At 59.4% G+C, this 26,176-nt stretch carries 28 protein-coding genes; 10 read left to right on the top strand and 18 right to left on the bottom strand.

Annotated elements, in window-relative coordinates:
- Positions 1–3 precede the first annotated feature (3 nt).
- On the bottom strand, positions 4–264 hold the full coding sequence (locus ACVW1C_RS41435) for a hypothetical protein (protein ID WP_155253159.1): 261 nt from the start codon (positions 262–264) through the stop codon (positions 4–6).
- Between the two features lie 186 nt (positions 265–450).
- On the opposite strand from ACVW1C_RS41435, the gene ACVW1C_RS41430 reads away from it, so the two are divergent.
- From ACVW1C_RS41430 to ACVW1C_RS41410, 5 genes are read left to right on the top strand one after another with little or no spacing between them, the layout of a single operon-like run.
- Positions 451–675: a hypothetical protein gene (locus ACVW1C_RS41430; RefSeq protein ID WP_028133014.1), complete on the top strand. Its 225-nt coding sequence runs from the start codon at positions 451–453 to the stop codon at positions 673–675.
- A 58-nt stretch (positions 676–733) separates the two neighbouring features.
- Entirely contained in the window at positions 734–1,462 is a 729-nt protein-coding gene (locus ACVW1C_RS41425; RefSeq protein ID WP_155253161.1) for a hypothetical protein, read from the top strand.
- Positions 1,462–3,858 carry an integrase catalytic domain-containing protein gene (locus ACVW1C_RS41420; protein ID WP_456763317.1) on the top strand — a complete coding sequence of 799 codons (2,397 nt, stop codon included), beginning with the start codon at positions 1,462–1,464 and terminating at the stop codon, positions 3,856–3,858. Before ACVW1C_RS41425 ends, ACVW1C_RS41420 begins: the two co-directional genes overlap by 1 nt.
- 3 nt (positions 3,859–3,861) lie before the next feature.
- Positions 3,862–4,857: an ATP-binding protein gene (locus tag ACVW1C_RS41415; RefSeq protein ID WP_028133018.1), complete on the top strand. Its 996-nt coding sequence runs from the start codon at positions 3,862–3,864 to the stop codon at positions 4,855–4,857.
- Positions 4,854–5,837: a TniQ family protein gene (locus ACVW1C_RS41410; RefSeq protein WP_028133019.1), complete on the top strand. Its 984-nt coding sequence runs from the start codon at positions 4,854–4,856 to the stop codon at positions 5,835–5,837. Before ACVW1C_RS41415 ends, ACVW1C_RS41410 begins: the two co-directional genes overlap by 4 nt.
- Here ACVW1C_RS41410 and ACVW1C_RS41405 read toward each other — a convergent pair.
- The 6 genes from ACVW1C_RS41405 to ACVW1C_RS41380 form a co-directional block, all read right to left on the bottom strand.
- Entirely contained in the window at positions 5,821–6,147 is a 327-nt protein-coding gene (locus ACVW1C_RS41405; protein ID WP_049819838.1) for an ArsR/SmtB family transcription factor, read from the bottom strand. The genes ACVW1C_RS41410 and ACVW1C_RS41405 overlap by 17 nt on opposite strands.
- 690 nt (positions 6,148–6,837) lie before the next feature.
- Positions 6,838–7,515, bottom strand: a complete 678-nt coding sequence (locus tag ACVW1C_RS41400) for a methyltransferase family protein (RefSeq protein ID WP_028133020.1) — start codon at positions 7,513–7,515, stop codon at positions 6,838–6,840.
- Entirely contained in the window at positions 7,515–7,769 is a 255-nt protein-coding gene (locus ACVW1C_RS41395; RefSeq protein ID WP_028133021.1) for a DUF2933 domain-containing protein, read from the bottom strand. Before ACVW1C_RS41395 ends, ACVW1C_RS41400 begins: the two co-directional genes overlap by 1 nt.
- A gap of 93 nt (positions 7,770–7,862) precedes the next feature.
- Positions 7,863–9,704, bottom strand: coding sequence for a DUF4396 domain-containing protein (locus tag ACVW1C_RS41390; protein ID WP_028133022.1), 1,842 nt, complete (start codon positions 9,702–9,704; stop codon positions 7,863–7,865).
- Positions 9,705–9,731: 27 nt separating this feature from the next.
- Positions 9,732–10,061, bottom strand: coding sequence for a DUF305 domain-containing protein (locus ACVW1C_RS41385; RefSeq protein ID WP_049819839.1), 330 nt, complete (start codon positions 10,059–10,061; stop codon positions 9,732–9,734).
- Between the two features lie 240 nt (positions 10,062–10,301).
- A complete protein-coding gene (locus tag ACVW1C_RS41380) occupies positions 10,302–11,777 on the bottom strand; it encodes a calcium-binding protein (RefSeq protein WP_245269296.1) in 1,476 nt (491 codons plus the stop codon).
- A gap of 668 nt (positions 11,778–12,445) precedes the next feature.
- On the opposite strand from ACVW1C_RS41380, the gene ACVW1C_RS41375 reads away from it, so the two are divergent.
- Positions 12,446–12,658, top strand: coding sequence for a KTSC domain-containing protein (locus tag ACVW1C_RS41375; RefSeq protein WP_028133024.1), 213 nt, complete (start codon positions 12,446–12,448; stop codon positions 12,656–12,658).
- A 139-nt stretch (positions 12,659–12,797) separates the two neighbouring features.
- Here ACVW1C_RS41375 and ACVW1C_RS41370 read toward each other — a convergent pair whose 3' ends face one another.
- The 8 genes from ACVW1C_RS41370 to ACVW1C_RS41335 form a co-directional block, all read right to left on the bottom strand.
- Positions 12,798–13,388, bottom strand: coding sequence for a PIN domain-containing protein (locus tag ACVW1C_RS41370; protein WP_028133025.1), 591 nt, complete (start codon positions 13,386–13,388; stop codon positions 12,798–12,800).
- Positions 13,389–13,390: 2 nt separating this feature from the next.
- Positions 13,391–13,849: a helix-turn-helix domain-containing protein gene (locus tag ACVW1C_RS41365; RefSeq protein ID WP_028133026.1), complete on the bottom strand. Its 459-nt coding sequence runs from the start codon at positions 13,847–13,849 to the stop codon at positions 13,391–13,393.
- 978 nt (positions 13,850–14,827) lie between these two features.
- Positions 14,828–15,064 carry a hypothetical protein gene (locus ACVW1C_RS41360; protein WP_049819840.1) on the bottom strand — a complete coding sequence of 79 codons (237 nt, stop codon included), beginning with the start codon at positions 15,062–15,064 and terminating at the stop codon, positions 14,828–14,830.
- A gap of 216 nt (positions 15,065–15,280) precedes the next feature.
- On the bottom strand, positions 15,281–16,024 hold the full coding sequence (locus ACVW1C_RS41355) for a TlpA family protein disulfide reductase (RefSeq protein ID WP_155253165.1): 744 nt from the start codon (positions 16,022–16,024) through the stop codon (positions 15,281–15,283).
- Between the two features lie 109 nt (positions 16,025–16,133).
- Entirely contained in the window at positions 16,134–16,577 is a 444-nt protein-coding gene (locus ACVW1C_RS41350; protein ID WP_028133028.1) for a DUF411 domain-containing protein, read from the bottom strand.
- A gap of 30 nt (positions 16,578–16,607) precedes the next feature.
- Positions 16,608–18,038 carry a multicopper oxidase family protein gene (locus ACVW1C_RS41345; RefSeq protein ID WP_028133029.1) on the bottom strand — a complete coding sequence of 477 codons (1,431 nt, stop codon included), beginning with the start codon at positions 18,036–18,038 and terminating at the stop codon, positions 16,608–16,610.
- A gap of 123 nt (positions 18,039–18,161) precedes the next feature.
- On the bottom strand, positions 18,162–18,509 hold the full coding sequence (locus ACVW1C_RS41340) for a hypothetical protein (protein WP_028133030.1): 348 nt from the start codon (positions 18,507–18,509) through the stop codon (positions 18,162–18,164).
- A 520-nt stretch (positions 18,510–19,029) separates the two neighbouring features.
- The gene (locus tag ACVW1C_RS41335; RefSeq protein ID WP_250173574.1) at positions 19,030–19,482 is read right to left on the bottom strand and encodes an EF-hand domain-containing protein; all 453 of its coding nucleotides are present in this window, start codon (positions 19,480–19,482) and stop codon (positions 19,030–19,032) included.
- Between the two features lie 1,019 nt (positions 19,483–20,501).
- On the opposite strand from ACVW1C_RS41335, the gene ACVW1C_RS41330 reads away from it, so the two are divergent.
- The 3 genes from ACVW1C_RS41330 to ACVW1C_RS41320 all read left to right on the top strand — a co-directional run bounded on the left by ACVW1C_RS41330 (position 20,502) and on the right by ACVW1C_RS41320 (position 23,011).
- The gene (locus ACVW1C_RS41330) at positions 20,502–20,780 is read left to right on the top strand and encodes a glycogen/starch synthase (RefSeq protein ID WP_080672075.1); all 279 of its coding nucleotides are present in this window, start codon (positions 20,502–20,504) and stop codon (positions 20,778–20,780) included.
- Positions 20,781–21,105: 325 nt separating this feature from the next.
- Positions 21,106–21,390: a hypothetical protein gene (locus ACVW1C_RS41325; protein WP_155253166.1), complete on the top strand. Its 285-nt coding sequence runs from the start codon at positions 21,106–21,108 to the stop codon at positions 21,388–21,390.
- Positions 21,391–21,826: 436 nt separating this feature from the next.
- Positions 21,827–23,011 carry an acyltransferase family protein gene (locus ACVW1C_RS41320; RefSeq protein WP_028133034.1) on the top strand — a complete coding sequence of 395 codons (1,185 nt, stop codon included), beginning with the start codon at positions 21,827–21,829 and terminating at the stop codon, positions 23,009–23,011.
- 449 nt (positions 23,012–23,460) lie between these two features.
- Here ACVW1C_RS41320 and ACVW1C_RS41315 read toward each other — a convergent pair whose 3' ends face one another.
- Positions 23,461–23,808 carry a hypothetical protein gene (locus ACVW1C_RS41315; RefSeq protein ID WP_155253167.1) on the bottom strand — a complete coding sequence of 116 codons (348 nt, stop codon included), beginning with the start codon at positions 23,806–23,808 and terminating at the stop codon, positions 23,461–23,463.
- Between the two features lie 313 nt (positions 23,809–24,121).
- On the opposite strand from ACVW1C_RS41315, the gene ACVW1C_RS41310 reads away from it, so the two are divergent.
- On the top strand, positions 24,122–24,565 hold the full coding sequence (locus ACVW1C_RS41310; RefSeq protein ID WP_028133035.1) for a cytochrome c biogenesis protein CcdA: 444 nt from the start codon (positions 24,122–24,124) through the stop codon (positions 24,563–24,565).
- Positions 24,566–25,619: 1,054 nt separating this feature from the next.
- Here ACVW1C_RS41310 and ACVW1C_RS41305 read toward each other — a convergent pair.
- On the bottom strand, positions 25,620–25,904 hold the full coding sequence (locus tag ACVW1C_RS41305; protein WP_433994189.1) for a DUF305 domain-containing protein: 285 nt from the start codon (positions 25,902–25,904) through the stop codon (positions 25,620–25,622).
- On the bottom strand, positions 25,901–26,113 hold the full coding sequence (locus ACVW1C_RS41300) for a hypothetical protein (protein WP_433994190.1): 213 nt from the start codon (positions 26,111–26,113) through the stop codon (positions 25,901–25,903). The genes ACVW1C_RS41305 and ACVW1C_RS41300 overlap by 4 nt, the downstream gene beginning before the upstream one ends.
- Between the last annotated feature and the right edge of the window lie 63 nt (positions 26,114–26,176).

Below are 26,176 nucleotides of genomic sequence, written 5' to 3'. Positions count from 1 at the left end.
GAGTCAATAGGCGCAAAATTTGGCGACACTATCAGGACCACTCAGATGATTTTCCGCAAAACGACCGAAAAACCGCATCCGAAATCCACCAGATTCATTTCGATAGGATTCCAAAACGCGCATGTTATTCAATGCGATGCGCCATACCGGCGCGGCAAGGACAACATCATGCACCAGCTTGCGTAGACGCGCGACCGGAGCGGACTCCGATCGCGCGTAGTTAGAAAGGTCTTCGGCGCCCACAAAAGCCAGCCTTAGACCCATGTCCGCCAATATCCGGATTGTCTCCGGTCACCATTCGGCAGAACGACCAAGATATCCTCTTGGCCGACCGAGAATCGCACGTCCGATTCCAAGTCGCAAGAGTCTTTCTTGGTGATCTTTTGCCGGACCGAATCCGTGCAGCGTCAAGCGGCTGCACGTTCCGACTCTCTGGCGAAAAGGTCTTCCATGCCCGTTATCCCTTCGCTCACCCGCAAGACTGAAGCCGAGCGCTTCTTCGCGAAGCTCGAACGGTTCGTAGATGGACACGACGGTCAATTCGGTAGGCCGGCTCGCATCTACACCGATGGGTCGATCGAGTTCATCAGCGTCAGGTACCTGACGGCGTTTCTCGATCATATCGAAGAAACGCGGGCCATGCGTCTTCTCGACGAAGGTCGCGATGCCACGTAATCGTCGAAAGATCGCGCCGGTCTGGGAGCATCTCTGCGACGGCGTCGAGGTCTTCCGTTTGGAAGACAACGAGGCCACGCGGCAGGTGATCACTGGCCGGCGCAATCACGTGGTCGGGGGCCATTTCAGCCGCAAGATGGGGCGTCACTTGATCCATGAAGGAGGGTTCGAGGAACGTCTGGTCAGGGCGGCCGACTGCCTCCTGCGCGTAAAGCGGGTCTGGGCTCAACCGGAGACGATCCGGATGAATCTGTTCGGCGAACATCGGAACGAGATCTACACCCCGGACTACCTGATCGAGGAAGACGGGGCGTTCGTGCGATACCCCGTCAAGGTTGCCCGTTTCGTGCGCTACGAAGTCAAGGGTTGGGAGGAGCTCAGGCCGCCAAGGCCCGCGGATTGGGACGAGGACGGAAGGGCGAGATGGGAGGACGCCAAGCTTCTGCGGGCTCGCCTACGCCGCGTCCGGCTCGCTTACCGGCTCGCTGGCGTGCCTTGGCGCGTGGTCACGGAGCGCGGGCTTGCAAAGCGCTGGGGCGATCCGGATATCGTCGATGAGATCATCGCGAACGATCGTTGGGACATCGAACCGGAGGACCTGAACCGGCTCGTCTCGGCATTGATGGAGGCAGGCGGCTCATTGCCGATGTCTCACTGCGAAACCATCCTGGCCGAGACCATCTTCCCGCGCGGCGTGGTGCTCTCGCGCATCCCGGAAAATATCGTCTCGATCGACACGTTCTCGCCGATCGACGGCGACACGATCGTCCGCAAGGGACACGTCTGATGCTGGATATCGTCACCGAACAACCGCAAACTGCGCTTCCTTATCATGCGACCGAAGGCAACGACATCGAGCCTTCATTGGATTCGATCCTGTTCGACGGTCTCGAGGCCGACCAGGTCGTCCTGATCGACAACGCTGCGCACAGATTCTTGCGCAAGATGCCCGACCAGGGCCCCCACCTCTTCCTGAATGTCGATCGCGGCGAAGTCGCCCGCTATTCGACCACCAGACTCTTCGAGCTGCTCGACGAAGAAAAATACTATCATCCGGGCCGAATGCGGCTGACGTTCGACGTCTCCAAATCATTGGACGAGGCCCGCGCGCTGATCGCGAAGGCCTACGGCACTATCAACCAAGGACCGCGAACCCTCGCGGAGACGAAATACCGGTACATCGCCGCCTTCGTGAACCGGATGCTCATCGCGCCGCCGGGGAAGCCGTTCGATCGAAGCCACCATAACGCCGACCTCATCATCGAGCAGGTCAACGCCGAGATCTTCGCGGAGAACCAGGCCCTCCCCGCCGGCAGGAAGATCTTCCAGCCGAACAATTCGAGCCGCTCCTTGCTGCGCTGGGTGAAGAAGGAGCTGGAAACGCAGATGCAGGAACGCGCCTGCGTGCACCTGAACGCGATCAAAGCCCGGAAGCGCAAGCTGCCGGACGAGATCTTCAGCATCATCGCCCTGGAAATCAGGAAGATGCTCGACATCTCGCCAAAGTTCGGGCCGACCAAGATTCTCATTCGCGTCAACCTCGAGATATCAAAACGGAATGCGCCCCTATTAGACAGGAATAGGGAGACGGAGGCGCGCAACGCCGCGAACGAGGAGCGGATTGCGAACGGAGAGGCCGAGAAGGAGCCGCTCGAAAAACCTCTTCCAGAAGCCAAACTGACGACGGTTCAAACCGAATTTCGTCGCTACAACGCTTGGATCAGGCTGGCGAAAGACAAAGGCAAACAGGCGGCCGACCTCGAGTTCGGCGGCTCGGGCAAGTTCGAGCGGCCGACGCGCATCTTGGACGTCGCCGAAATCGACCACCACAAGTTCGATTTTCTCGGCATTCTCGGACAGACGCCGTTTGGCAAAGCTTGGTCGGCTGCAGCGATTCCCCGCTTTTGGGTCTGCGTCATCTTGGACACCCACTCGGGCTATCCGCTCGGTTTGTTTCCATCCTTCGAGCCGGGCGGCCTCTACCCCGCTCTGATGGCGTTGGACAACGCCATCAGGCCGAAGCATTGGCTCGCGAAGCGATTTCCTCAAATCAGAGGTTCATGGCTCGCTTACGGTAAGCCGAGAAAGATCAGATACGACAACGCGAAAGAGTTCGTTAGCGAGCAGATGCGTAGGGCTCTCGCGCGTGTCCAGATCGGTTTCGAGCATGCCGTCCCGCACCAGCCTGACACGAAACCGTATGTGGAGCGCTGGTTTGGAACCTTGGAATCGGACTTCATCGACTGGCTGAAGGGATCGACCGGATCGAGTCCGCAACATCGGGGCGCCAGACGGCCCAAGCTGGAAGCCATCATCACCATCGACGACTTCATCATGTTGCTGCACATGTGGCTCATCGAGGTCTATGCGCGCCGCAAGCAGCGCGGAATGGACTACGATACCCCCGAGGAACGTTGGCTCGCCGGCGCGACGTCTCCTTCGCATCGACCCCAGGTCATGACCAAGGAGGAAATGGAGCGCTGGGATCTGATCCCGTCACTCGAAGTCGATGCGACTACCGACCGGCACGGCATTCAACGCGACAACATCGTGTACCAGTCCAAGCAACTACAGGCGATGAGGGCTCGATCCGGCTGCTTCGGTCCGAGAGAGCAGGTGCCGACGCCTGTTAGGATCCGCATCCCACTCCTCGACGTCGGCCGCGCTATCGTTGCCGACCCGACCGCCCTTGATCATGGGAACGAGCATCTTCCGAAAGAATTCGATGTGAAATCGACGGATGAGCGGGCTCATGGCCTGAATCGCTTTCAGTGGCAGATGCATCGGAAGTTCATTCTGGCGAAAAAGCACGCCCCGACAGGCCACGCCTCTCACCAGGAAGGATTCAACCATCTGTTCGACACTGCACTGGAGACGATGGGCATGGTGCCCCTGGACCAAGTGCCGCCGAAGACCTCCGATCTTCCGGATGCACGACTTCCGCGCCTGACTGGAGTGCTGGCCTATGGTGCCGAACAACCGGCGCTGGCGCGCACGGAAGAACTGATCGAAAAATTCGGGACTTTCAAGCCGCGCTCCGTCGAGATGACCCACAACGGCACGCCGGTTGCGCCGCTTCCGCCGTCCATCGTCAACGGAGAGACCGCTGCCGTAACGCCCTCGCCGTCGACGCAGCCGCGAAAGAAGCTGAGGTTTCCGGTCGACGAAGTGCGGAGCGACTAGGATATGGACGGCAGATATCAAAGCATCCTCTCTTCGCCGGTATTGGCCGCGAAGCGGAAATCGGTCCGGGAGATCTTCGTCGAGCACCCGCAAGCGAAAGAGACCCGCGACATGCTTCGCCTGTCGCTCGGATCGGCTCGCGACGACGGCGAGAACGCCAGTGCGTACGTCATAGGGTGGTCTCGTTGCGGCAAGAGCGAGATCGTCAAGCGCCTTTTGCGGGAACAGACCGGCAAGAAGATATCGAAAGCGAAGGTGCAATTGTTGTCCGGCAATGGAAAGCGGTTCATCTACGCTGATCTTACGGGAGGCGCCACGCCGCGCACTTTGGCACGTCTTATCAACGACAAGATCTTCAACGATCGGAGCAGCCTTCGTTTGGGTGAAGACGAGGGTGTCGGAACACTCATAGAAAACGTCAATCACAACGGCATCGATGGCGTCTTCTTGGACGAAGCTCAGAACATGGCTGACGACAGAAAAGGCATCGTGAAGCTCGGCCGCCTCATTCTTTCGTTCGAAAACCAATGCAATGCGCCTCTGTGCGTCATCGGCGCGCCCGCCCTCGAGACCATGAGAGATGAAGTCGACGCCACCCGGCAACGATCCGGGGGCTTCAAGAAGTTGGAGCCGTTCGGATTCAACACCGAGGAGCATGATGCGTTTGTAGGCACGTTCTCAGATCGGCTCCCGTACCACAAGAATTGGTTCACCGAAAACGAAGACGATCCCCTCACGATGCGCGCTACTTTCTACGCTCAGCGGGGACGGCCGGGCCGACACGCCCTTCTCGTCGACGCGGCGACTGTTCATGCTTTCATCCGTACCGACGGAACGGACCCGGAGGAACTGACGAAAGCAGACATCGCCGCCGGGTTCGATCGTGTGTTTCGCAACGAGAAGATCATGCTCGGTCTTAATCCCTTCCTGGACGAGCATCTCAACCGGCTGCCGGAAGAGGTGTTCACCGCGAAACATCACGTGGATCTGCACATATGAGAGCCAACACTCCATGGTTGCGCACGATCGAGCAATTCGAAGACGAGGCAATCGCCTCGATCGCCGTACGTCTTGCGCCAATGGGCAGAATCGATACGGACACCTTGCTATCGTTACATCTCGGGATGACCGACCAATCGGTTCCGACGATCGCTTCGAGAACTGACGCGATCGCTGAACTCGCGGCCTTGGGTTCCTTCGACCACACAAAGCTGTCGAAAGGTGCGTGGCGTATGTTCAAGGATCGCACCGAGTTCATGGGATGCGTTTTGCCGGTGGGATGGCTGGCTCCCGAACGCCGCCGTCTCGCTCCCGGGCGAATGGCCGCCGATGGCAAAAACGCCCGGATAAAGAACGCCTGGCTTCTGTCGGGGCTGATTTGCGACATCGAAACGGGTGAAACGCTGCTAGACCGGTGTCCGAAGTGTCTTAACCTGCTGGCGTGGAGAAACCTTCCGAACGTCTGGTCGTGCCAAGTCTGCAAACTTGACCTACGTTCAGTTGCCCCCAGACAAAGTCCACCGGAAACTGTCGCTGCAGTCAGGGAGCTCGCTCGTTACCTTTTCAACCACGATTTCCGACTGCCCGCCCCGGTCAGCAACCTGTCTTGCCTGGACGCACTCAAATTTGCCGCGTGGTTAAGCTACTTTAGATGGCTGCCGGAAGATCTCAGCCTTGCAATCTCTCCCAAGAACACGCCGGCGGGATTCCTCCAATTGAAGCGATGGCCGGCCTCCTTTGATGAGATCGTTCTGCAAAAGATGAAGGCATCCGCTGCGGAAGACCTGACCAGGGGCGACGTGATCTCTCGGATCAAGGCCGCGGGCACTTTGTCGGCGGCTGTCGCCCGCCTGCCCTCTGCGGCTGCCCAGGAAATCGTCAGGTCACGCATTGAGGCGCTCTTCGGCTTCGCGGACGGTTCCAGCGATGGATTGAAGGATGTGATGATGCCGATCTCCGAGCTTAATTCTCGCTCTTGATCGGATCGCCGGCGATCGAGTCGACGCGATCGAGCCAAGACTGTGCGAGGTTCAAGCCGGTCCGGTTAAGGAGATAGACGGTGGCTGTGCCCCCTCTATCCTTCCCTTCGGACACCAGACCGACCGTCTGAAGGACTTGGATGGCCGCTTTAATGCGAGCTTCCGTGCTGTCCATGACTTGCAAAAATTCGCCCAACGAGCGTGGTCCTAACGCCAGTAGTTCGACGATCTTGCGGGTGTTGGGGTTGGCGAGACACTGAAACAGCCGGGTCAGGAAGAGCTGGCTATCGGCATTCTCCGCGTCGAACATTCGAGGCTCACGATCTGGGGTGCATCAAACGAACCCAACCACCCACCCGAAAGTAGCCCCAAGTCAACGGCGCTCTCATCAGAAAGCGGGGAAAACCAGCTCAAACGCGGCGGCCATTTGTGCCACGTCATTGCGCACATGACAGGCCAGTGCCAGATTTGAGTAGCGCCTAGGCTCTCAATGCCAAATTTCGGTCTTTCGTGCCAAAATCAACCAACGGCTCGGAAAATCGGCACAGTGAAATCAATAGGTTAGGTTGCTGAAAAAGCTGGCGCCGTGCCAAAATCAGGCGCGTACTACAATCGAAATCGAAATCAGATCACGGCTGTCTTGGAGTCTGGGGTTGGAGTGGGCTGCGGGCGTCGTGACTCTGAGCGGGCTGGGTCAGTGCAGATCGCTGACGAGAGCCCGCGGCGATGACGGCGCCAGCCGCAGCGACTGCCCGATGGTCGCGGAAGGATGTCCACGCCAGCGTGTCGGTGTGAGTACGAGCACCCCGGCGGCCGCCGCCACGTGGCCATCCATCACGCGAAATACTGGGTGAGCCACGATGTCAGTCTCGGTCCGATTGACTGCAGTTCGGCCCGGTCGAGGTTCATGTACCGAATGTCCTCCGGCAGCAGCGCAGGCCGGAGGAAAGGAAGTAATGCCGACTCCGATCAACAAAACACCGATCCATGCCATTCCGGATCAGCCGTGGTGAACGCTGCTGCTGGAAGCGCCGGGTCCGAGAATTCGGCTCAGGCGCGGGATGAAGCCCGGGACTTCGGCCGCGTACTTCGCGTAGGCCTCGCCGAACTCGGTCCGAGCTTCGCGTTCCTCGTCGCGCGCGAGCTTCACGTACATGATCGTTAGCACGGGAAACATCGCTAGCGTGAGGATCGTCGGCCACTGCAGCAGGAAGCCGAACATGACCAGCACGAAGCCAACGTACTGCGGATGGCGGACGTAACTGTACGGGCCGGTGGTGGCCAGGCTGCGGGTCTGCTGCGCGTCGTACAGCACTCTCCAAGCAGCCGAGATCAGAATGAACCCTGCCCCGATAAAGATGAAGCTCAGGATGTGGAACGGACCTGCGTGCGGATTGGTCTTCCAGCCGAACATCATCTCGAGCAGGTGGCCCGCGTCATGGGAGAACCAGTCGACGCTCGGGTAGTGCGACTGCAGCCAGCCGGAAAGGAAGTAGATGGTGAGTGGGAAGCCGTACATCTCGACGAACAGCGCAACCAGGAAAGCGCTGAAGGCTCCGAACGAGCGCCAGTCCCGGGACGTCTGCGGCTTGAAGAAGCTGTAGGCGAACAGGATGAACACCGCGGAATTGACTATGACGAGGCTCCAGAGACCGTAGGCGGGTGCCGTGTCATGCATCACGCGCTCCTTGAATCGCTCGGCCGGCCGCCGCCGTGATCGTGGCCCTCTCCCCCGTGCATGAAGAAGTGCATCAGCGGACAGGCGACCAGCGGCAACCAAACCAGCAACCCGAGCACGTGGGCCCGATGCTCGGTGAACAGGAGCGCGCCGGTGATCGCCAGAAATCCCAGCAGAACCATGCCGGCCTTGACCTTGGTGGACATGCCCACCTGAGGGCGTTCTCGATACCCGGGATGATCCTGCACCGACATTTGCGCGCTCCTATGGTCTTTCGAAGCATAGAGGGAGCACCGCGTCCGTCGTTGATGCAGATCAACCGCAGTAGCCAGAGTGCCGCAGACGCTCTAGTTGACGTTCAAGACAAGCATCAAGCCGCCCCCGCCATTCTGCTCGACGTTGTTGTTGGCCGTGTGATGCGGGATATGGCAATGCACCAGCCATTTCCCTGGCTTGCGTGCCGTCCAGAGGACATCATACCGCTGGCCAGGTCCGACGTTGACAGTATCCGCCTGATAGCGGGCGCTCTCCTGCAGCGTGACCCCGTCGACCGCAACCACCTCGAAGGGACCGCCATGAATGTGCATGGGGTGCACGAAGTTGTTGTTGGTGCCGATGAAGCGGACCTTGATGGTCTCTCCGACCTTCATGTTGATGGTGTCCGTTGCCGGATACGCCTTCCCGTTAATCGTGAAGTAGTTTGGGAGTTCTCCTTCCATCAGCATCGCGGGATAGGTCAGCCATTCGCGCTTCAACCACTCCTGTAGCTGAATGGTGTAGTCGAGATCGGCCTTGACCTCGTCGGCGGCGTTCTTCGGCGCGATGATAAGCGCTCCGTACAGCCCGAGCGCCTGCTGCCGGTCCGGATGATCGTGGCTGTGGTAGAAATAGGTCCCGTGCTGGCCGACGGTGTAGTCGTACGTATACGTGCCTCCAGGAGGTATGGGCGGCTGGGCGACCTTGGCGGGACCGTCCATTTCGTTTGGCACGATCAGGCCATGCCAATGGACGGTCGTCGATTCCGGAAGGTGGTTCGTGAAATTGATCCGGATGTGATCTCCTTCCGTCACCTGCAGCCGGGGCCCGGGAATTTGACGATTGTAGGCGTAGGCATCGACCGCGACGTCCGGCAGGATGTGCCAACGGATGATGGAGGCGTCGATATGGAATACTTTTACGCCGTTTTCGATGCGTGGTTCTAGCGGCTGGTCCCCACGCGCGTCGGACGCCGCTTCGAAGCCGGCCTGCCGCGGTTTGACTGCCGCCATGTCCTTCATCGCGGCGGCCGGAAGATCGAACGTGTTGATCATGCCGGGCGGCATAATCGAGGCGTCGACGTCGCGCGCGCTCAAGCGCAAATTGACCGAGAAGCCGGGCACGATCATGCCGGTCAGCAGCAGGAAGGATGTCACGCCGGCAAGGGCAGCCAACTGTGGCGTCGTCGCCTCGCTTTTCATCTTATGGCCGCCGCCATGTGACCCATGTCCATCACCGCCGTCCTTCTGCTGACCTCCCTCCTTCTCGGGCCTCTCTGTCATCAAGCCATGCTTGATGCCCTTTTTCACCATCCAAACGTTGAACGGATAGGCGGTCGTGAAGCCGACCATCACCCCGAGCGACATCACGCCCCAGAAGATAAGCTCAAGCGGGTCCATCGCCCGCATGTCCCGGCCCATCATCAGATAGCTCATGGTCGGTGCCATGCCGGCCATCATTGCGTTCATGCTGATGAACTCGGGCATGAAGCTCATCTTCACGTTCTGCCAGTAGGTACCGCCCATCATCCGCTTCATGAAAAGCGACTGGAAGATGAAGAGCCCGAAGGAGAAGCCCGCGATATACTCGACGATCAAGTCGATCCACATCGGCAGACCGAGCGACGCAGTGATAACAGCCGCCATGATGATGCCGGTCGCATCTCCCGCCACGCAATGGATGGTGCTGCCGACACCCTGCTTCCAGAGCGGCGACGTGAATTCCTCATGCTGGCCTGGCCGCGGCTCCTTGTCGGCCAGCACGTAGAGCAGCAGTCCGAAAGGACCCATGTATAACGTGACCAGGATGAAGCCCCACTTCATCACCGTCGGCTCGGGATTGTTGCCGAACTGATCGACGGCGACGTAGGCCGTCGACGCCAGCGCGAAGGCGAACCAAGCAACGAGGAAGTAGTCGTAGGGGAAAGCGATCATGGCGTTTCTGTCGGCGACGGCTCGGCGTCACTTGTCGTGCTTGGCGAGCCATTCTCCAAGCTGCTTCTGCTCTTCCTTCTGCTCCTTGATGCCCTTCTCGGCCATCTTGCGGATCATCGGATCCTTAGTTTCCTTAAGAACCGTCTCGTTCATCTCAATGGCGCCTTGGTGGTGCGCGATCATCATCTTGGCCCAGGACCTGGTGGCGTCGGGATCGTCCATGCCCTTCTTCATCTCTGAATTCATCTTATCCATCGACTGCTTGTAGGCGCCCATCGTGTCTTGGGCGACCACCGCTGTCCCCAGTGAGGAGAGCAGGACGATGGCGGCGGCAGCCGCGGCGGATTTCTGGTACATGTTTGCTCCTTGATTTCCAATTGCGTTCGGTCGCAACGGCTCCGCAAAGCCGTTGTTCCTCGGTTGAGCGCAAGGGGTGAAGACTGCGGACCATGCTTCGGACAGCCGTCAGCGGTGCCGCAGACGACGATCGATTACCTTCGAAGGGCGGTCGCGACAAGCTAAAGCCGGTATATTGGCCTTCAACCGACCTTGTAAGATGCGCCCTGTAAGTCGCCAGGCGCTTCTTGTGACAAGCCGCTACGCGAGGTGCCAGTCGGCGTGCGTTCCCTGGAAGATCATATTGCTGCCCTCGGTGCTGATCGCCGGGTCAGGCACGAAGGCTCCGCCCTCCACCGCGTTGAACATGAAATCGTCCTGCGCCATCTGGCTCTTCTGGATGCCTTCCAGGAAGATCGATCCATCGCCCCAGCTTACGAGCACGCCCGTGTGGCCATCGCCGTGTGTCGACACGGAATCGGTGACGGTCACCTCCTTGGGCATAATATCCATGAAGGCTATATGATCGAACGCGCCCGGTCCGGGGTCGAACCCCGCCACCACGACGTCATCGCCGCTGCCGTGCGCGACCATGAAGGCATCGGCGCCATCGCCGCCGTTGTAGACATCGTTACCCGGCCCACCTTCCAGCATGTCATGGCCCGCGCCGGCGCTCAGATAGTCGTTACCGGCTCCGCCCATCAGGTTATCGGCCATGGCTCCGCCGTAGAGACTGTCGTTTCCCTCGCCGCCGCGAAGATCGTCACGTCCATTCCCGCCGCTCAAGAGGTCGTTGCCGGCGTCTCCAGCGAGGTGATCGTCTCCCTCTCCGCCATACAGGCGATCGTCGCCCCCCAGGCCAAAATAGATGTCGTTTTTGGCGGTCGCCTGGAAGACGTCGTTTTGTCCATCGCTGCCGTACTTGATAAGATTGTCGTCGACCGTGCGTTGGAATTGCGCCGGCGTCTCGCCCGGCGTCGGCAGCGCACTCTCGTTGCCCTCGTCCTTCACGAAGTGTTCCGCGGTGACGCGGTCGGAATGAGTGCTCGTCGGATCGATCAGGTGGCGGTCGTCGACGAACATGAAGTCGTCCTGCGCGAGGTCCGCCTTGAAAACGCCTTCGAGCAGCACCGATCCGTCGCCCTTGTCGGTATTCCAACTGATCAGGACGCCGTCGTGCGTGTCCCTGAAGCGGAATTGCTCGGGCTCGATGTCCATGACCGCAAGATGGTCGAACACCCCCGGACCGGCGCGGAAATCCGTGATGATGTCGTGCCCGCTATCGGGAGAGATCATGAATGCATCCGCGCCCGGACCGCCGGTGAGAACGTCGTTGCCTCGCCCGCCGTCCAAGTCGCCATGGCCCGCACCCTCGTTCAGGACGTCGTTGCCATCGCCTCCCATCAACGTATCTGCTTGATCTCCGCCGATCAGGTGGTCGTTTCCCGCACCTCCGACCAGATGATTGCTTCCCCCGCCGCCGATGAGATGATCGTTGCCCGCACCGCCGTTGAGGTCGTCGTCCATCGCTCCGCCGACCAGTCGGTCGTTTCCGTCCCGGCCGAAGGCGATGTTCATGCGATCGTCGGAACCCGTGAACCGGTCTGAGTGATGGTCGCCGATGAAGAGGAGATAGTCGTCGAAGGTCTGCGTGTTCCCGTCGTCTCCCGAGTGATGATGTCGATTTTCAAAACGCCTGCTCATTTGGTTGCTCCGGTTGAACGCGACGACGAGCATCGACCCCGCCGGGCGGCACTCCGCCGTTCGTAGGAACCTTCGCACCGGAGCTACGTTCCTAATTCCTTCCGGCCACAGAGAAAAAATGCGCGGTTGATAAATCTGAATTAAGCGAGGGTGCCGGCTTCATGCACGAGCGCCCCCAAGGCACGCCGCGAGTCATCTTCCCTTGGGCGTCAGCTTTTCAACGAGGCTCAGCGATCCAGTACCCTGTTGCGATAACCTCATCGAACCGCAGGGCTGCTGCTGGCTATGGTCGATCTTCCGGACTTCACGGGACCACTCGGCCGTATAGCGAATTCGGTCTCGCGTCTTGCAATTAGAAAAGGGGCGAAAGCTCACGAATTCAGACGTGAGGTGTTGACACGTCCGCTGCGCTCTGAGGCCCACGAAGCGACGAAGCCCTCTCCTCTTCTCGATGCACCATCTCCGCCCGCAGAATTAGGCTAACCAGTACACTGTTTTCCCCGACACACAAGAGAGCGGCGCAACCACAGCGGTCGGTCCCCAGCCCCACTTCACATTGTCTGGATCGTTCGGAGTCAGCCAGAGTCAGTTCTTTGGAGATCGCGGCGTGTTGTGCCGACAGCGAAAGAACAGCCGGAAACTTGATCTGGCTCAATATGAGATCTGTCACTCACTGGCGCCATCAACTGAAGAGATAGTTCATGGATTTCACCTATGTGGACTCAAGCAGCGTCGACCAAATCGCATACGACGAGGACCAGGGTGAGGCACACGTGATCTTCAAACGTGGAGCCTATTACATTTACAGTGGCGTTACCCGAGAGGTTTGGGAGCAATTCCGCGACTCGACGTCCAAAGGAACGTTCGTGAACGAGGAGTTCAAAGCGAAAGGCTATTTGGTTAGGCGCGCGTGAGCAAAACTTGCTCGAAGCGCTTATTTCAGCAGTTATGATAAGGTATTGATTTTATTCGCATAATTTTCATTATGGAATATCCGAAGTCGAGTTCGCATCAAGATCGTGTTGCCAAAAGCCCGTCTGGTTAGTTACTGAGCTAGAGGGATTCCACGTGTGACCTTAGCACGTCAACAGTCTCAATCAGCCCCGCAGCTTCCATCACGAGCAAGAACTCCGCCGGCGTCATTTCCGGTTTCTTGAAGCGTTCGCGCATACGCCGAATGGCTGCAACGGCGCGAGCTTCGTCGAGTGCGATAGTATCCGCAATGAAAGCGTCGGCCGATTTCGCCTCCATGTTCAGGTCGGAAAGAACTGCCGCGGGAAAGTCCTTAAGGTTTTCCGTTACGATCATTGCGGCTTGCGTCTTGGCCGCCGCAGCAACAACGTGGTGATCGCCAGGATCGGGCAGACCCGCCGCAACCGGCAAGAAGTTGTCAAAATCCGTAACCATGGCGTCTTCGAAGGCAGCTTCCATACTGGCGCGCGCCCGCTCTGCGCGCGCTGTGGCATCGGCAAAGCCTTTGCCGCTCAAGATTTCCTCGATAGCTGCTTCGGTCTCATCCAGGACGCGGCTCGACCAGCGGAGACGAAAAAACTCCGCTTCCGCCAAGGAGAGAAGCAGGTTCCTTTTGAGCGCGCTTGCAAGTGAGCACGCATCGACGAATGCGGTGAAGCGGTTTGCAAACAAGCTTACAGGTGCTCCGCGTCCTGCTCAGCGAGATTCGCAAGCGCTTTGCCCCGCTTCTCATCACGCGTGCGCTTATAGGCGAATAGGTCCTCTGCCTTAATCCTGCGATGACGCCCCACTGTCACGTGCTGAATTTCGTTCTTCTCGAGCAGCGAGACCAGAAACGGACGCGAGACATTCAGAATGTCGGCAGCTTGCTGCGTGGTCAACATCTCATGCACAGGCACAAGCGTCACCGCATCGCCGCGACCGATATGCCGCAGCAATTCCATCAAAAGACTCGATAGCGCCGGCGACAAGGTTATCTCTGCAGCCTGTTGTGCATCGTCGAGCACTCGGAGTTTGGCATCTCCCGTCGCGTGCGAAGCGAGTATCTGACGAAGCTGGTTGGCTGCCGCCTTCTCGCTCGCAGAAGGTAGGCGAGTACCTCCCAGCTCTTCAACGTAGGCTGGCATCGTCATCGTATTTTCTCCCCTGTATGGCCTCTTGTATAGGCCATATTCGAAATAAACGCAACAAGTGAAATAAACGAAACCGCCTAAGTTCCTGACTAGCTGGACCCCCTACCCTTTGTCCCAGGCCGATCTTGGGACTTTTGGCGTTTGCCGCGCCTCCTGAGCTGGTCGGCTAGGAATAGATTCCAAAATCTGTGCTATGCGAAGGGAAATCTGCAGCTCATTCAAAGTACATGTGGAACATATCGTGGCCACCGGCCTTAATTCGCCTCGAGCCCGCGGTCCGGACGCTGCGCGGCTAGGCCAATGGTCAACGACGCCGGAGCCACAGGGAATGTAGGGAGCACGGCTGGATGCAGGATCGCGGCTTTACCCTCACGCCCGGGAACGTGCGTTCGATGTCGCGCGTCGGGATGCGCGGGTCGGCGTCTCTCCCGAGGCGGCCGCGGGCGCCATCGCAGAGGTCTTTGATTCGATCGGCGATACCCGCCCGGAGTGTCGGTCGGACCAACCTGGTCTAACGGCTGCGACGACTCGACTGGTAACTCTATAATCCGTCTATGGCCCCGATCCGATCGGAGCAAGTCGTCTCGACGGCGCCCCATCGCAAGATCATCCATATCGACATGGATGCGTTCTATGCTTCCGTGGAACAGCGCGATAATCCGGTCCTGCCCGGCACGGCAAAGCCGAATGGCCAAGCTACTTGACCACGCCCGGCGAATGCGCCTCAGGCACTGCCGCAATACTGCCTGCTTGTAGCTTTCTTGATAGCATGAGTGTTCTCCTGAAAGCGAACGAAAGCCGATTTTGCGATTTGGCGAGAAGAGCGCGACTGAACTGCGCGGAAGCATACGGTGTTACGCAGGCGAACGAGAGGTGAATTTGTTCTGTTCGGCTTCGATCACACGCGCTCGAAGGTCCTCCAGTTCGGCCCATTGATAAGTCAGAGCTTCGAGACGCTTTCGAAGAAAGACAGCAACGTCATCCCTTGATCCATTGCGGGGCCCCATGTTTCAGGGTGGTTTCGTTCGCGTGCTGCGGGGTGGCCATATTATGCAAAAGGGTATTGCATTCTCTGAAGTGCTCAAGCAAAGCCGCGCTGGCCAAGTGCTCCCAGTACTCCGCCTCTGCGAGCAGCTTCCAGCTTCTATCTGGATGATACGCGGCGGCCTGTCGGCACAGTAACGCCCTGGCACGCAAGCGGCGAACGGTCTCCATCCCCTCCTCCCTTGGTTCTTTCCCACCCTATTTCTGTTTTTACGTCGGAGTCATTGATTGTTGTCTCAAAAAGCTAATTTTGCCTCTCTGAGCTACCGTCCGCGCATTTGACGCAAAGGACCCGTCGAGCTGGACGGCGCGTGATCGTCGACGGCATAGGGAGCCGAAGCCATCACGATCGCGGCGGCCGAGACCAGGGCGAATGAAATGAGGATTCTAGTCGTTGACTGCATGCTCATTCTCCTTCGTCAATCTGCTCCTATTTTTCTCTGAGGAATTATCAGGCGTTTCTCTATCAAGGATCAGTTCGGTAACAGGCGCCATGAGCCAGTCGAACGCACGCCGGAGCGGGCCGGGCGACGCTTGCAAGTTGGATCGATCGGGATCTTGCCGCTGACCGAGACGTCCGCCGGTATTGGTCATGACGGCGCGCAGCGTCGCGGCGATTTCTGGCGAATCCCATTCGGCGGGACCAATGGCGCGCCCAACTTCCTGACCAGCACGATCGATAACGAGCGTGGTCGGCAAGCCGATGGCACCCACGGCGCGCAAGGCCTGTCCGGAAGGGTCGGTGTAAATGGCAACATTGCGAAGGTTGATCTCGGAATAGAATTTGCGGACGGTTTCGAGGCCACCGCGATCGACCGAGAGAGGCACGACCTTGAGCTCGGCGCCGCCCAGGGTCCCTTGCAGCCGGTCGAGCGCGGGCATTTCCTTTCGGCAGGGCACGCACCAGGTGGCCCAGATATTGAGGACCACGACCTTTCCCCTAAGATCGTCCAGACTTCGTGCGCGGCCTTGCTGATCGGTGAACTGGACAGCAGCGACAGATCGTGGGCTGTCATGCAGGACCAGCCTTCTTACTGGTTCCTGAGCTGCGGCTAATGGAGTAGCCGTTGCGATTGCGATTGCGACAACAACCGCGAGCTGGATACCTCGGATGCAGGAGACAAGCGTCATTGCTGCTCAAACCCTCTGATCGCTGGCGACATCGTTTCACAAGCACTCGGACGATACTGGGCCAACGTGCTTGTGGGCGGTGCTGGTTGACCTCGCCGGCGCCTACCGATTACACGCTGGCGTAGATGGTCGGCGCCTTGCCTTCCTTGGTCACGACATAGATGACGAATTTCTGCGTCTTGGGGCCGGTCATACCGGGGGAGCCGGTGGGCATGCCAGGCAGCGTGATCCCCGCGATCTGCGGCCGCTCGGATAGGAGCTTGCGGACCACGTCCGCAGGAACATGCCCATCGACCACGTAGCCGCCAACGAACATGGTGTGACAGCCCTGATATTTCGCTGGTACGCCGGCGTTCTGGCTGATCTCAGCGAGATCATTGGTGGGTTTTACCTCGACGTCGAACCCGTTCTGCCGAAGATATGCGGCGTAGCCTTCACAGCAACTGCATTGCGGGTTCTTGTACAACGTCGCCTTGATCGGCTCGGCAAATACCGGCAGCGGCAGCACAAGCGTCGTTAGCGCAGTGCCAAGGCAGAATGTCCGTCTATTCATGTCGCTTCTCCTTCGCAGTATTAGAATTGGTTAGGCAACGCGCAGCATGGTCATCATTCCGGACGCTTGATGGTCTGTGACGTGACAATGCAGCATCCAGTCGCCGGGATTGTCGGCGACAAAAGCGATTTTGACCGTCTGTTTCGGTCGTACGAGAACGGTATCCGCCCATTGCCGGTGCGGCACCGCTGCGCCATTGCGACTCAGGACGCGGAAGCTGTGGCCGTGGAGATGCATAGGATGCCACCAAGCTGTTTCGTTACGCATCGACAGCACGCAGCTTCGTCCGCGCCGCAGAGTGAACAGCGGCGGCACGCCGACGTGACCGTCGCCTGTCATCGAATGACCATTGATGGCCCAGCTGGCTTCGCTGCCCATGCCCATCATTCCGCCCCTCCCCATCATGCCTCCACCACTCATCATCCCGCCCTGAAGCCGGAGTTCGTGCCGCTCGGCGGTGGTCAAGTCCGGCTCCGGCACCGGATTGCGCGGCAAACGCAGCGGTCCATCGAGTGGATGGGCGCGGAGCGGCGGCTCGTCGTTGTAGGCGAGCTGAGTGAGCCAATAAGACAGCTCATCGTAGAAGTCGTCGACCACCCGGTATCGTCGACCCGGTTCACCTTGCATATCGAGGATGAGATCGACCCGCATTGCAGGAGCGAGAAGCAGACGCCCATTGTCCGGCTCATGCGGGTCGCAAGGCTGACCGTCGGTCGCGACGACTATTGGGCGGTGGCCTTCGAAGCGCAGGGCCATGATGCGCGCGAGCGAGGCGTTGACGAGGCGGAGGCGAATGCGCTCCCCTGCCCGTACTGGCTCCTCTTCGGACACCCCACCGTTCACCGTGACCGTGTTGCCGACGCGACCGGACATGGCGGCTTCCATGCCGCTGCCGAAGCCGGGCGCGATTTGCGCATCGGATCTAAGTCGCCAGTCGCTCAATACCCAGACAACGTCGCGGTCGACCGGAACGGGTTCCGGCTCTTCAATAATCAGAGCGCCAGCCAGGCCACGCCCCAATTGCTGCAGGCTGTCGGCATGCGGGTGGTACCAGAACGTGCCGGCGTCGGGGGGCGTGAATTCGTAGGTGAAGCTCTCGCCAGGCTTGATCGGCGGCTGCGTGAGGCCGGGAACGCCGTCCATGGCATTCGGCAGACGTATGCCGTGCCAATGCACAGTCGTATCTTCCGGTAAGTTGTTTCGGACGGCCAAGCGAACGGGCTCGTCCTGACGGAGCCGGATTTCGGGACCTGGGATGCGGTCCCCGTAGCACCACACATTTGTGCGCGGGTAAGGCGAGCCAACGAGGGACGCGCGACCTGGCGCAGCGGTGAGCTCAATTGCCTTGGGTACTGCCGCTGTGGCTCGTGCTATTCGCGGGAACAGGGCAGAAGCCGCAACTGCGGTGCCGCCTACGAGCAGTGCGCGGCGATTGATCGCCGGACCTAAACTGGAGTGCATGAAAGCCAATCCTGGATATTGATCCGCTGCCCATGGCCAAAAACCACGTGCAACATCGCGACGCGTCATCGATGCGGTGGGCATCGCGCGCACCAGAGGACACATCGCGACCCGCGATGCGCCTCAGCTCAGGATGAGAGGTCTGGGAGGATATGGATCAGGCGGGATCGTATGCCCTGCGAGAGCTGGGCCGGAGAAATCTTGCGCCATCTCGACAAGAACTGGGTCAAACAGCGAAACAAAGACGGGCAAGGCCACGAAACTTCCGCAAGAGGCGGAGCATGCTGCGGCTGTCATTTCCTTCTGACTGTCGCCGCAACCATTGTACTTGCCCTTCATTGGCATGTCGGTCGCGGCAGCCATGACCATCTTCACGTCCGCATCCGCTGCACGTATGCCATGCGGAACCAGCCCCACGATGAACGTGAGCGCCAGTGCCAGTCTCATGATGCGGCCGATCTTCTCCAACATGTGAGCTAAGATAACAACCAACCTAGCCAAAGGCTAGGCCGTTGGCAGCACGCGCAAAATGCACTGCGTCACGGCAGTTCAGTTCACGGGTTTGTGAGCCCCACGTCCCTATTGATCGCGAGTAGCGGGCTGACGCTCCATCCGAGATCTGCACCCGAGCCGCATGACGTCACGACCTCGAGAGATATTTGACGAGGGCGGCAATGCCGAGGAAGCAGGACGAGGATGAGAATCCCAACCAGGCCCATCCCCCATCCCATCCCGTCCATCATGTTCATCATGACAACCATGCGTGATCGGCTGACGCACCAGAGGCTTGTGCCGAGTTCTTAGCGTCCTCTCGGCCTTCTTCACTGCCCAGTCGACCGGCCGGTCTTCTGTGATTTTACAACCCAATTGGCGGGGTTGCCCGTCGGCGACGCGTGGTCAGTCCTGCTTGGCGCCTCGCCGAATTGCTTGCCTGGCCATAAAGCCGCGCGTCACTGGGCAATTCGGAGACCGTGAAGGAGCAAGCGGCCTGCTACTGCTGTGGAACCGACTTACCCGGCCGCCCGTGCATGAAAGCTTGCATCTCCTCCTGGGTCACTTGGCCATCCTTGTTACTGTCCATTGCCTTGAAAATTCGTTCATGGGCGGCCTGAAACTCCTGCAATGAAATTTGCCCGTCGCCGTCGTCCATCAGAGCGAACATCATGCGGAACATCATCGGGCTCCCCATCGCGCGGCTCCCCATCATGCTGCTACCCATCATCCCGCCACCCATCATCCCGCGGCCCATCATGCCGCGACCCATCATATCTCCGCACATCATACCTCCCTGCCCCGTCGTACCGCCCCCATCCTCCATGGAATGGGATTGAGCCTGTTGCTGATCTGGCTGCGGCTTCATTCGCTCCTGTGCGGTCGCATCGACCGCGCCGTATGCCAGAATGAGAGCAGATATCGTTAGTCCCAGGCCGCGCCACGTGCACATTTCGAACCTCCTCGGAAATTCGCCCGTCCGCTCAACTCCGTCCGGCCGAGATCGATCCTCCGGCGCCAGGGGATCGCCCGCGTCGGAGGATCGAGCCAGCGCCCACCTACTACCAGACTACCTCTCCCCTTAGGTCTGGAAAGAGACCGTAGCGGAAAACGCCAACTGCCACGGCCCACTTGCCAAGTTCGCAGGAGCTGAGTTGCTCGGGCGCTCAAAGACACGCTGGTCAGGAGCCTAGTCGTATTGACCTACGTCGACGTCCTCCTCCACCACCTCGACGGCTGCAGCAATGGAACTCAGCGGCATGCCGTGGTGCAGTCGGCGCTCAAGGTCAGCGATTCGGTGCAACGAGTGCAGTGAAGGAAATTCAATATGACGCGCGAAACGATCGAAGGCATCATCCAATTCGGAGCGAAGTCTTCGTAGCAAACGGTGCATTCGCGGGTGCCGGTCGGCCTCCTCCGGAGTTTCGGCCTGTCTCTCTGCACCTCAACTGTGGAACGTGCCATGACAACTGCTCTTGGCCGTTTGTTCTTCCGAGACTGCAAGCATCGAAGCAATGCTCCTGCAAAACTTTGAGCTAGAGCAAGCTCTAAGCGGCGGAGAGATTAGTTCTGCAAATACTTGATCGACATTAAAGTCTCGGCTGCGACTCTGCGAAGAGATGATCACCCACGAGAGCCCGAGGGTGATGCGAAGTTGCACTTGCCGACTTTGCAGACTAACGAGGCGTGCAATGCCCCTGCAGAGTCACACCCACGTACATCCAGCAGCGCTTCCGGCTGCGGCCGTCCATGAACTCGCCAAGGATCCCATCTGCGGGACTATGGTCGACAAGGCGACCGCCTTTACCCCGGAGCGCTGTGGCCGGACCGACTATTTTTGCCGCGCGACTGTCAGCGTACCTTCGAGGACCCTGAGCGTGAACTCAAGTCGATGCGCCGGCGCGTAACGATTGCGTTCTCCGATGAACTCGGACGGCTTGCTTTGCCGTACGACCCGATCTCTACCCTACGCTGGCGTTCTATGGGCGGATTTCGTTCCTTAAAGCCGGCATCTGCTGGGCTGACGCGATCACTACCGTCAGCCCGAACTGCAGGCGGGAGGTGCTGACGCCCGAGTATGGCTCTGGCTTCGACGGCCTGTTGCGCGAGAAACGTAATCGCTTGCGCGGGATCATGAACGGTGCCGATTATGGAATTTGGGATCCCGCCAACGACGTCCATCTCACGATGACCTTTACGCCGCGTCAAGTGTCTCTTAAGCGGGCTTGTAAGGCTGCCAGAAGGAGCTGAACCTTGTACGGTCGCCCGATACACCCCTCCTCGCCTTCAGAAGATGCCCGACATCGTCCCAGAGGCACTCCCGTCGCTGCTCGCTGAGGGGATTCAATTCGCACTTATCGCAGACGAGACGCTGGCTACGAGAGCGGTTTCCGTGAACTGGCAACACGCTATCCCGGCCAAGTCTCGGTCGGGATCGGCTACGAGGAAGGCGTCGCCCACCGCCTTTTCGCGGGCGCCGACATGCTGCCGCATCCCTCACGATTCGAACCCTGGGCTCACGCCGATTTACGCCATGCGCTACGGGACGTTGCCAATCGTGCGAGGCTGCGGAGGATTGGTCGACAGCGTGGTCGATGCCGATCAGAAGAACATCAGAAACGGGATCGCCACGGGCTTCTCCCTTAGCGAACCGACCGCCTCCGAATTGATTGCGTGCATAAGGCGCGCGCTTTCGCTTTTAGACCAGACCATAGCTTGGCGCAAAATCCAATCGAACGCCATGCGGCAGGAGTTCGGGTGGGACCGCTCGGCACACGCCTATGCGGAACTCTATCGCGGACTGGCCGGCGCCCCCGCTGAAACGGAGATGAAGGCGCAGCCGAAACGGCGGACGGTTTGATAGCCGCAATTGCGGTTATGGAGCGACTGTCCTCGGAACCTGGAAACCTCAAATGATTCCAGTTTCCATGTAACGCAATAGACGGTCGTGTGGGGCACAAAAGACGGTCACAAAGCCAGGTGGGACGTAAGCCAAAGCTCGTTGTTGACGACGCCATTCGCCAGCAGTGACACCCCCGAATCGTGATGTCTCCCCCAGATGCGGCCGAAAGGACCGGGAATGCCTTCCCGATTCATAGCGGAGCCTCCACCCGCCTTGCCGTTCTCCACCCGCGGTCCTTTTACGAACAGAGTGTTCATCGCGTCGTTGAGGCCGACATAAAGTTCAGAGAACGCCGCCGATAGATCCCGTCTACCATATGACACGAGAGGGAACCCAACGGCGACAGTTGACCTCGATCAACAAGCCACGCTCAGAGCCTTCTTATCATACTAATATGACAACGATTTCGCAAACGGCTGGGTACACCGATCTTCAGACAGCACTGAAGGTCAGAGCTCGCAACCCGGCGCTCGATCGCTTGCGCTGCTTCCTGACGCTGGTGGTGCTGCTCCACCATTCTGTTATTGCCTACACCTATTTCGGCCATACCGACCCCAAATCTTGGATCGGCTTTGACGCGATCATTCTTTCCACTGACAGCTTCTTTATGGCGACGTTCTTTTTTCTGTCGGGACTGTTCATCTGGCCAAGCCTGGCCCACAAAGAACCATGGATCTTTTTGCGCGACCGACTGCTTCGGCTCGGCCTGCCGCTTGCGATCGCCGCACTTACCATCATTCCGATCGCCTATTACGCCATTGCGCTGCGACGAGCGCCACATATAAGCTTTGCTGATTTCTGGTGGACAACGGTGACCGTCGGGCCGTGGCCAAGTGGACCGGTCTGGTTTATCTCAGTCCTGTTGGCGTTCGACCTCGCGGCCAGCACACTACATCGGCTCTCACCGAAGCTGGTCGACCCGATCAATCGCCTTTCCTTGCGCGGTTACGAGCGGCCGGCCGTGTTCTTCGTGTTCATGCTCATCGTGACCGCCATCGTCTATATACCGGCCCGGGTCTACTTCGGTGCGAGCCGCTGGTTCGAGTTCGGGCCGCTCTCTCTACAATCCAGCCGCGTGCTTCTTTATCCCGTCTACTTCTTCATCGGTGCCGGTGTGGGTGCGGCGAATTTCGATCGCGGCCTCTTGAGTGCGGACGGCCGCCTGGCGAAGAGCAATTGGGCTTGGATCATCGCCGCAATGATCCCGTATTGCCTCTTGTGGGTGCTAATCTACATGAAGCGCGAGATCTTGGGGAATCCCGTGTGGCTGCCGGACTGGTATGAGATCATCTACGGCCTGCTCTTCGCCGCCTTCAGCGCCGCCATCCTGTTCGCTATTCTTGCCTATTTCCTCCGATTCAAACGCTTGGGCTCGAGCATGCTCGATCCTATGCAGGCGGCGGCCTACGGCATGTTCCTGGTGCACTACCCGATCGTGCTCTGGCTGCAATACTGGCTGTTCGACGTCGATATGCCAGCGATCGCCAAGGCGTTGATCGTCTTCGTACTCACGGTGCTATTGAGCTGGGGTGCGACGGCTGCGTTGCTAAAGATCCCTGGCGCCACTCGGGTGCTTTAGCTTGCAGGGCTTACGGCCGGCCAGCACTCACTTACCGCCACGGGACGCCAACCGATCTATGTCTCCTCGCACTCATGTCACGCCGTCGAGGAACGGACGCGACGTGATAGCCTTGCAGAAGATGTACGTACGTATTGTCTCACTTGCAGATGTTACCCCGGTAGCGCCGTGGCCGATGACGATGCGACGTCGACTGATGGGTGGCGCCAAGTAGCTTTTCCCGCTTGCTCGGGGAGAGGGGCTGTGGGCGGGTCGGGCCCTGCATAGCCCGAGTCATCCACAGCCCCGGGCAACGGGGCCACAGTCGCGGCGTCGCCAAGCAGCTTCTCCGCGACCAACTGCTTAGCAGTCTTCCGTCCAAGCACCCTGACGCTGCACAATAGAATGCTGTCTCGGCCCGAACTCCTCAGAGCATTTATCGCTCAGCCGGCCGACAATGGCGAGCGCGGTTAGCTGCGGCTCCTCAGCGAGCCAACCCTGATCGTGGCAATGCGGGTCGAGCTTGGACGGCATGCGAACTCTGGTCTTATAGGGCCGACGAGTTCGCCGGTGTGTGACACGCGGCTCGCCGAGTTGTCGGTCTTGCCGAGCGTCTTCGCGAACGTCGCCGCGGTCGCTGGGAGGATGCTAGTGTGAGCGGGTTGCAGGCCGCGCGCCTGTCCGGCACGACGATCAACGCGATTGCCTATTTCCTCTTGGGTCGCGCGAATCTCCGCCAACAGCGCAACCGGATCGAGCGAGCGATACTGATCGCGTAGCCATTTCTTCACGGCCGCGGTCACCTTGAGATGCGCCAAGGCTCGCTCATAGGGCGTCGATGGGAGGTGATAGCGCTTGATACTTTAGTCCCTTCGCGACGCGTCTCCTTCAGCTTGAACGACGGCTGGAAGAAGTTGACGTAGAGCCGTGCCGCCGCATACAGGCGGCCCATCATACGCGCCGTCTCGACGCCATCGAAGCGGCCATAGCTCCCAGCATCCGCTTCTGCGGGATCCTCGCCTCCGGAATGGCCATCAGCGCGCGGCGAACCATGTCGTACCTGCCTCCATAGAGCTCTCAAGGCCAGGCGAGCGCCGTAGAAAACGCATTGGTCAGGATTGGCCAGTCCTTATGGATGAGGCTTACCCCAATATTCTCCGCGACGAGCCTCTCCAGACTTGGCGCGGCCGCTTTGCAGAAGCGCGCGGCGGCATGTCGGCTCTGCGCCGAAGAGTGCGAGAAGCACGGCAATGGCATTTACTCCTGCGGGACAAGCTCCTGCTTAGCGTGATCAGCACGGTCCTCGTCATCCTTTCGCTGGCGATGTTCGGGTTCTTCGAAATCCAGCTGCCGGCCGCCTTTGTCGCGCGGATGTCGGGTGCGGCCTCCGGAGGCGGTGCGCTCGGGGCACGACCGATCGTCACGGTGGTCCCCTCGTGCCTTGACGTAGCGAGGTGTGACGCAGGGACCGGCCATCAGCGCCGATCCGCGATCCGATCCTGTCTGATGGTCTGCGAGCGGGCGCCGGAAGCGCAGCCACCGCCTATCGCTAGTATTTCGGCACGCAATTCCTGATCGCGAACAGTCGATGGAGGTTCGTCTCGATGGGCATGGCGACTAGCGCGCAATGACATTGGCCTCGAGCGCGGCGGTTACGATTTGCTCGAGCGCACCACGGACGACCTGCGGATCGTCGCTGCCGCGAACGCCCCCTGACCCGCGTAGCTCTGCCGCCCACTCATTAACCTCGAGGATGGCATCCCGGTGACGGTCGAGGATGCTTACCCCCTGAAGCAGGGCGCGATCGAGGCCCGGACCTATTTCAGGTACGACCGGACTCGGGACGTGGAGGGAAAGAATCGGTACTGGACGGTGCCGCGGGTCGAGTACCGAATCTTTCCCAATGCGCAGATCAAGATGAGGCACCCTACCGGTTCGCGATGCCAGCGAAACCGCCAGGGGGACGTCCGCGTCCAGGGGCTCTACAATTTTAACAGTGAGAGCATTTGGGTTCCGGCGCTGTCCGTCGCCGCCGGAGTGACGAAGCCGTACGGCCGCGATGCGGGCGGTACCGAGACAGAACTCAAGTTCTTGGCTACGAAACCCATCGGCACCTTCGACTTGGGCGGCTATTCGCCTTTCAGCTACGTGCCACGTCGAATACATTTCAACGCGTCATGGTTCCACAATCATGACCCTCTGCCCGGGCACGATGGGCGAACGGAGCGATCGGTATCGGGTAGGCTTGGGCTACAGTCAGCCGGTGATCAATGATCTCGTCATAGTCGCAGACGTGTATGGCGAAACGGCCCGACGGCTCGGAGACGTCACCAACATGGCCGAAATTGGCGCACGATATCAATTAACTCCCCAGACCGTCGTGTCTGGAAGCTTCGGAGTTGGGTTCGCGAATTCATCAGAAACGTTCCGTGCTGTCTTGGGTATACAGCACACGTTGAGCTTTCCCTATTGATCGGTCATGGAACGGCGGTTGTGCAGCTCCCGAACAACTGTAAGCGAGGGCGTTTCGATGATGGTGGCATGACAAACTTGACGAGGCTTTAGGCAAGTCTGCAGTTTGGCTGACGCTCGCGCCGCGCTTGGTCCATGGCCCGAACCGAGCAAACCCCTACTGCGGCGCGCGCGGCGGCAGATCCTTCGCATCGTCCGGGACCGGTTTCTGCTCGAGTTCGGCGATCAAGTTCTTCATCTCGCCGATCTCCCTGACCTGCGCTTCGATGATCCCGTCCGCCAGCTTTCGGACGCGCGGATCCCTGATGTGCAACCGCTCGCTGGTCAGGATCGCGATCGAATGGTGCGGAATCATCGCTTTCCTGTAGGAGACGTCCGCGACGGTCTGCTGGCTGCGCACCAGCCACAGCGCGCCTGCGAAAAGGAGGGCGCTCGTGGTCACGTGCCCAGATTGGCCGCGCGGTTCTTGTACATGCCCCACATGAAGCCCAGCATGATGATGGCCATCACCGCGCCCATGAGGAGCGCCATCCAGGTGCGGGTCTGGCTGTACCAGACGTAATCCGTAGCGAACGTGTTCAGGTACATCAGTCCGAACATGATCACTGTGGTGGTGGCTATCATCGCGGCGAAGCGGCCTAGGACATTCACTGATCCTTCTGTGGATTGCGAGGGACGCGATCATCCACCCGTTTGATCTCGTTCGACTGGCGG

The organism is Bradyrhizobium sp. USDA 4011 (assembly GCF_054063415.1).
The sequence above is the reverse complement of the archived record's forward strand: the minus strand, read 5'-3'. Positions and strand labels throughout refer to the sequence as shown.

What these genes read in the sequence shown, in the direction of transcription:
- ACVW1C_RS41310 (WP_028133035.1), top strand. Translation starts at nt 24,122, where the DNA reads ATGGATGAGGCTTACCCCAATATTCTCCGCGACGAGCCTCTCCAGACT.
- ACVW1C_RS41355 (WP_155253165.1), bottom strand. Translation starts at nt 16,024, where the DNA reads ATGACGCTTGTCTCCTGCATCCGAGGTATCCAGCTCGCGGTTGTTGTC.
- ACVW1C_RS41415 (WP_028133018.1), top strand. Translation starts at nt 3,862, where the DNA reads ATGGACGGCAGATATCAAAGCATCCTCTCTTCGCCGGTATTGGCCGCG.
- ACVW1C_RS41390 (WP_028133022.1), bottom strand. Translation starts at nt 9,704, where the DNA reads ATGATCGCTTTCCCCTACGACTACTTCCTCGTTGCTTGGTTCGCCTTC.
- ACVW1C_RS41395 (WP_028133021.1), bottom strand. Translation starts at nt 7,769, where the DNA reads ATGTCGGTGCAGGATCATCCCGGGTATCGAGAACGCCCTCAGGTGGGC.
- ACVW1C_RS41350 (WP_028133028.1), bottom strand. Translation starts at nt 16,577, where the DNA reads ATGAATAGACGGACATTCTGCCTTGGCACTGCGCTAACGACGCTTGTG.
- ACVW1C_RS41345 (WP_028133029.1), bottom strand. Translation starts at nt 18,038, where the DNA reads ATGCACTCCAGTTTAGGTCCGGCGATCAATCGCCGCGCACTGCTCGTA.
- ACVW1C_RS41380 (WP_245269296.1), bottom strand. Translation starts at nt 11,777, where the DNA reads ATGCTCGTCGTCGCGTTCAACCGGAGCAACCAAATGAGCAGGCGTTTT.
- ACVW1C_RS41400 (WP_028133020.1), bottom strand. Translation starts at nt 7,515, where the DNA reads ATGCATGACACGGCACCCGCCTACGGTCTCTGGAGCCTCGTCATAGTC.
- ACVW1C_RS41430 (WP_028133014.1), top strand. Translation starts at nt 451, where the DNA reads ATGCCCGTTATCCCTTCGCTCACCCGCAAGACTGAAGCCGAGCGCTTC.
- ACVW1C_RS41385 (WP_049819839.1), bottom strand. Translation starts at nt 10,061, where the DNA reads ATGTACCAGAAATCCGCCGCGGCTGCCGCCGCCATCGTCCTGCTCTCC.
- ACVW1C_RS41410 (WP_028133019.1), top strand. Translation starts at nt 4,854, where the DNA reads ATGAGAGCCAACACTCCATGGTTGCGCACGATCGAGCAATTCGAAGAC.
- ACVW1C_RS41405 (WP_049819838.1), bottom strand. Translation starts at nt 6,147, where the DNA reads ATGTTCGACGCGGAGAATGCCGATAGCCAGCTCTTCCTGACCCGGCTG.
- ACVW1C_RS41340 (WP_028133030.1), bottom strand. Translation starts at nt 18,509, where the DNA reads ATGTTGGAGAAGATCGGCCGCATCATGAGACTGGCACTGGCGCTCACG.
- ACVW1C_RS41320 (WP_028133034.1), top strand. Translation starts at nt 21,827, where the DNA reads ATGACAACGATTTCGCAAACGGCTGGGTACACCGATCTTCAGACAGCA.
- ACVW1C_RS41360 (WP_049819840.1), bottom strand. Translation starts at nt 15,064, where the DNA reads ATGGAGACCGTTCGCCGCTTGCGTGCCAGGGCGTTACTGTGCCGACAG.
- ACVW1C_RS41435 (WP_155253159.1), bottom strand. Translation starts at nt 264, where the DNA reads ATGGGTCTAAGGCTGGCTTTTGTGGGCGCCGAAGACCTTTCTAACTAC.
- ACVW1C_RS41365 (WP_028133026.1), bottom strand. Translation starts at nt 13,849, where the DNA reads ATGACGATGCCAGCCTACGTTGAAGAGCTGGGAGGTACTCGCCTACCT.
- ACVW1C_RS41335 (WP_250173574.1), bottom strand. Translation starts at nt 19,482, where the DNA reads ATGTGCACGTGGCGCGGCCTGGGACTAACGATATCTGCTCTCATTCTG.
- ACVW1C_RS41420 (WP_456763317.1), top strand. Translation starts at nt 1,462, where the DNA reads ATGCTGGATATCGTCACCGAACAACCGCAAACTGCGCTTCCTTATCAT.
- ACVW1C_RS41375 (WP_028133024.1), top strand. Translation starts at nt 12,446, where the DNA reads ATGGATTTCACCTATGTGGACTCAAGCAGCGTCGACCAAATCGCATAC.